Here is a 5128-nt window from a genome sequence, read left to right on the forward strand (position 1 = left end):
TCAGGGATGTGTATAAGAGACAGGGTCACGGTCGTCTTGGCCGCGACGGTCTTGGTGGCGGTGCGCTTGACCGGGCTCTTCGCTGCGACGCTCTTGCGGGCGCGCTTCGGCGACTCCGCGGCACTGACCATCAGCGTCACACCCTCTTCCTCGAGGATCTGGTTGAGGCTGCGCAGAACGTTCTTCCACTGGGTTGGCGGAATCTGGTCAGCCTCGAAGGCCCGACGCACGTCATCGCCGGCGATCTGCCCATCAGCCTTTCCCCGCTCGATGAGCGCCATCACAGACTCGGACTCGGCGATCTCCGGCGGGAGCGTACGGGATGTGCTGGCCGACACGAACAACCTCTCGGAACGATGGAAACGGCTTCCGGCCCGGCTCCGGAGGAGCTCGGACCGACGACCGGCGGCTGGGGATGTCGCCGACGGCGCGGGCTTGGCCTCAGAACTGCACAGCGCACTGCGTGGCTGCTGTATTCCTTCCGCGGCGGTCACCTCTTAAGTCATCGCACTGCCTCCAGGAGTGTTACGGCCAATTCACGTGGCCCGAGTCACACCCCATACGCGACAAACTCAACCAGGTGTCACCTATCCGCACAATTGTGCCGCCGGGCCCGTGGGCCCGGCGGCACACGAGCCGCGCACCCCCGGCCGTACGGGGTTCAGTGTTCGCGGGGCGCCGGAACGACTCGCTCCACGTCCGGGTGGACCACGAGCAGCTGCCGCATGGCGTTCTCCGCGCCGGTGGCGTCGCCCGAGGCGAGCGCCTCGACGATGCGCGCGTGATGACCGAGCGACGCCTCACCGGGCCGGTCACAGCCCGTGACCGGGCCGCCGGAGACGTGCAGGGCGGCGGAGACGATGCCGGACAGGTGCTCGAGCATGCGGTTGCCGGCGGCCTGGATGAGCAGGGAGTGGAATTCCCCGTCGGCACGGGAGAACGTGATCGCGTCTCCCTGCCCCATCGCGTGCCCCATGATCTCGATCATGTCGCCGAGGCGCTGCTGGATGTCCTCACGCCCGTGCCCGGCGGCCAGCCGCACGGCAAGCGGCTCGATCGTCCACCGCAACTCGGTCAGCTCCCGGCGCTGATCGTCACGCTGAGGACCGAAGGCCCTCCATTCGATGATGTCGGGGTCCAAGAGGTTCCAGTCGCTGACCGGACGGACCCGGGTGCCGACATTGGGCCGGGCACTGACCAGGCCCTTGGCCTCGAGCACACGCAGGGACTCCCTGACCACGGTGCGGGAGACCTCGAATCGCTGGCCGATCTCCTCCGGGACGAGCGGCCGGTCGGCCCCGAGATCCCCGGAAACGATCATCTGGCCCAGCTGCTGGACGAGTTGGCCGTGGAGGCCACGGCCGCGGCCGGCTGCGCCGCGTCGCCCCGTCCGCCCCAGCTCGGAATCGGTACCGCCCCAGGAGCGCAGGGCGGCATGCTCGCCGGCCGGCGACTCCGTGTACGGGTAGCGGTCGATTTCGCCCGGTCCGGCGAGGCCGGAATCGGCGGAGCGGGCGGCGGTCATCATGGTGTGCGCGAGGGTACTCACGCATCCTTTGTCGGCGCGGCTCAGCCGCCCCTTGAGGTCTTTGGTGAAAAGCACACGAAAGGGTGATCGGTACTGGCCTCACAATTGACGCCTTATCGGGATAAATCACTCACCCTTCAAGGAGTTGCGATCCGATCATCACCCTGTCGGATGGGCGCGGTCACCAACGCGCCCTCCCTCGGAGGCCGGTGAACACATACGCACAGATCAGGACCGACAACGACAGGGCGAGAGCCAGCCCCACCGGCTGCGCCACGACCCGGACGGCCGCCGTCGCCCACCGGTCCAGTTCGTACGGCCACTGCAGCCAGGTGAGTTCACGCAGCCTCGTCGGCAGTCCGGCGATCGAACGCGCGGACGGCCCGGCGAGCAGTTTCTGCACCAGCGGGACCATGAGGACGGGGACTGCGAGGACGGCCGCGACCCCGGCTGCCGCCATACGGAAGACGCCTGCGGCGAGCAGCCCCGCCCAGGCACAGCCCACTGACAGTGCGGCCCAACTCGCGGCCAGCAGGACGGCGTTGTCGGGCACGGCGACCACGCCCTCGCCGTAGACGAGGCGCAGCGCCTCGGCGTCCGCGAGCACGGAGAGCAGGGCCAGCAGCAGGGCGACAGCGCTGGAGACGGTCAGTTTGGCCAGCAGCAGCCCCAGGCGGCGGGGGACCGTCCCCCGCCCCGCGGCGAGTGCCGGGTACCGGTACTCGTCCCCGAAGGAGAGGGCTCCGATCAGGCCGGCGCCGAACGCCGCGGGGGGCAGGGGCAGCAGATCCGGCCATGCGACCAGGAGGTCGGGCAGCGGCGCCCGGCCGGAACGGGCCAGCAGGACGGAGATGCCGGTCGAGACCAGCAGAACGGCGGTCATGACGAAGGTGGTTGTCCGCACCCCGAAGAGGCGGCGCAGTTCGTAGCGGAGGGGGCGCAGCGGACCCCGTGCGGGGCGGACGTCGATGGGGGGCGGGAGCTTCGAGACCGCCACCGCCGAGGCGGACCTCGGTACAGCCCTGGCCGGGGCGCGGGCGGCGGGGACGGCGACGGGTCCGGCGTCTCCGGTCTCGTCCGCGAGCTGGTGCACGGGGACGCCGTGCCGGTACGCGGTGTCCCCGATCTCCGCGCAACTGCTGCCGTAGACCGACAGACGGCTGCCGCCCTCGGCGACCACTTCCACGGGCCGCCGGGCGGCCCGCGCTTCCCGGCTGACCACGGCTGCCAGGCGGGCGGCGTGCGGTGTGCGCACCGCGACGCGGGGGCGCAGGCGGGTCCGGGAGAAGTCGGCCACCGCCTGGTCGGCGAGCAGGCGTCCGCCGTCGATGGTGACCACCCGGTCGGCCGTGGCGGCGGCCTCCTTGGGGTCGCTGGTGGTGTGCAGGACCGTGCCGCCCTCGGCCGCGTGGGCCCGCAGAAGCCCGTGCATCCAGCTTCTCTCCCGCGGCGAGAGGCCCTTGGCGGGCTCGTCGAGGACGAGCGTGTGCGGGTCCCCCAGCAGCGCGGACGCGAGGCCGAGCCGCCGGTCCATGCCGGCCGAGAGCGACCCGATGCGCTGGTCCCCGAGTCCGGCCAGACCGACGACGTCGAGGAGTTCGTCGGCGCGCGTCGCGGGCACCCCGGCGGCGGCGCAGAGCATGCGGAGCTGACCGCGGACGGTACGCGCGGGATGACCCGGCACGTCTCCGAGCAGCACGCCGACTTCGCGCGCGGGGTGGCCGATGCGGTGCAGGGGCCGCCCCCGGAAGTAGGTGACGCCGCGCCCGGGTTCGAGCTCGAGCATCAGCCGCAGAGCGGTGGTCTTTCCGGAACCGGGCGCGCCGAGGAGCGCGGTGACGCGGCCGGGAGGGGCTTCGAAGGTCAAGTCGTCCACGACGGAGGGCCGGTCGCGGCCGGGGGCGCTGGTGAGTCCGATGGCCTGGAGCATCGCTTCTCTCGCGGAGGGGGAGACCGCTCGGCGGCAGGGCGGGGTACTCCAGCAAGATAACGCGACATTTCAGACTTTTGTTGCAGCTCAGCCTTTACGGGCGTTCCGTTGCCTGATCGCCGTACGCGGTACGGCCATTCAGCGAGGACCCGCACCGAAAGTCCGACAATCAGACCTCGGGTCGCAGCATCGGAGGATTGAGCACGGTGGCGGAGCCCGCCCTGAACAGCTGTGCGGGACGGCCGCCCTGCCGGGTGGTGGTCCCTCCGGACGGCACCAGGAAGCCTGGGGTGCCGGTGACCTTGCGGTGGAAGTTCCGCGGGTCCAGGACCACGCCCCACACCGCCTCGTACACCCGTCGCAACTCGCCGACGGTGAACTCGGGCGGGCAGAACGCCGTGGCCAGCGACGAATATTCGATCTTCGAGCGGGCGCGTTCCACCCCGTCGTCGAGGATGCGGGCGTGGTCGAACGCCAGGGGGGCCGGCTGCTCACCGTCTCCGCCCGTGCCTCTTTCCTGGCCGAGGAGATCACCGACCGGCGCCCAGCGCGCACTGTTCGCGTCACCCCCCGCGCGAGGCGCGGGCAGATCGGGAGCCAGCGCGAGGTGCGCGACGCTGACGACCCTCATCCGAGGGTCGCGGCCGGGGTCTCCGTAGGTGGCCAACTGCTCGAGGTGGGCGCCGTTCCCCACGGTGGGGGCGACCGGATCGTGCGCACAGAGCCCGGTCTCCTCGGCGAGTTCCCGTGCCGCGGCGGCGCCGAGGTCCTCGTCGGTTCTGACGAATCCCCCTGGCAGCGCCCATCTGCCCTGGAAGGGCGCTTCGCCACGGCGCACCACCAGTGCGCAGAGTGCGTGACGACGCACCGTGAGCACAACCAGGTCGACGGTGACAGCGAAGGGCGGGAAGGTCGACGGGTCGTAGGGCGGCATGCCGGAATCATAGTCGTCTTCCTGACGATAAACACTCCCTTCGCGATCTCCGCCTCCCTTCCTGTCACGCCGGCCGCCCGTGGCACGCGCCCGCTCGCCCCTTGCCGTGAGCCCCCCTTCCCGTGTGTCACCCTCCCGAGCGCCGGCCCTCTCCTCCGGCCCCTTTCCACGCGCCTACGGCTCCTTCCCGTGTGCCTGCCTTCCCGCCGCTCCGAGTCCGCTCGGCTCTCCCACCGGTCCGGGCCGCTCCCCCGGCCTCAGCGGCCGCTTCGAGCGCCCCGCCGGCCCTGCACCCGGTACCCACGGGTCCGCTTACGGTGCACGGCCGACCGTGGGCGGGCTGCGCCCGGACCGGACGGAGTGGGACCCGGCATCGGGACCGCCTCCCGGGCCGCCCTTTCCACCCGCCCGGCGGCCTGGCTGCGCGCCGGTCGCCGACGTGGGCGCGGGAGAGCAGGCTGCTGGAGCCCGGGGCCACCCGCGGGTACGGCTCCCCCTTGTGCGGCGGCGCGCAGGTCGCGCTCACCCCGCAGGCAGCGGCGGAGCGTCTCGGGGTCCAGGCCCTCGTTGCACGCCTGGTGCAGCAGCTGCGCGAACGTGTAGTCCGGGTCCGCCCGGAGTGCGAGGCCCAGCGCGACCCGGGCGCCCGGCTCGTCCCCCGTGGACCAGGACACCCATCCGGCCAGCGCGAGAGGTGCGGCCGAATGCTCCACGTACGAGCCGACGCAGCGGCGGG

General features: G+C 71.8%; 4 protein-coding genes and 1 pseudogene. All 5 read right to left on the reverse strand.

What is annotated here, in order from left to right:
- Positions 1 to 338 (reverse strand): annotated as a pseudogene (locus IH13_RS0102585) (RNA polymerase sigma factor); the annotation flags it as partial.
- A 323-nt stretch (positions 339 to 661) separates the two neighbouring features.
- A complete protein-coding gene (locus IH13_RS0102590; protein WP_324605160.1) occupies positions 662 to 1528 on the reverse strand; it encodes a FadR/GntR family transcriptional regulator in 867 nt (288 codons plus the stop codon).
- Positions 1529 to 1709: 181 nt separating this feature from the next.
- Complete coding sequence (locus IH13_RS0102595; protein WP_031080682.1) at positions 1710 to 3458, reverse strand: ABC transporter ATP-binding protein; 1749 nt, start codon at positions 3456 to 3458, stop codon at positions 1710 to 1712.
- Between the two features lie 169 nt (positions 3459 to 3627).
- Positions 3628 to 4392 carry an NUDIX hydrolase gene (locus tag IH13_RS0102600; RefSeq protein ID WP_031080684.1) on the reverse strand — a complete coding sequence of 255 codons (765 nt, stop codon included), beginning with the start codon at positions 4390 to 4392 and terminating at the stop codon, positions 3628 to 3630.
- A 257-nt stretch (positions 4393 to 4649) separates the two neighbouring features.
- Positions 4650 to 5128, reverse strand: a 479-nt coding sequence (locus tag IH13_RS40360) for a DUF4192 family protein (RefSeq protein WP_158791026.1), incomplete at its 5' end; no start/stop codon positions are given.

Source organism: Streptomyces sp. NRRL WC-3549, assembly GCF_000721935.1.
In the GTDB taxonomy this organism is placed as follows: Bacteria; Actinomycetota; Actinomycetes; order Streptomycetales; family Streptomycetaceae; genus Streptomyces.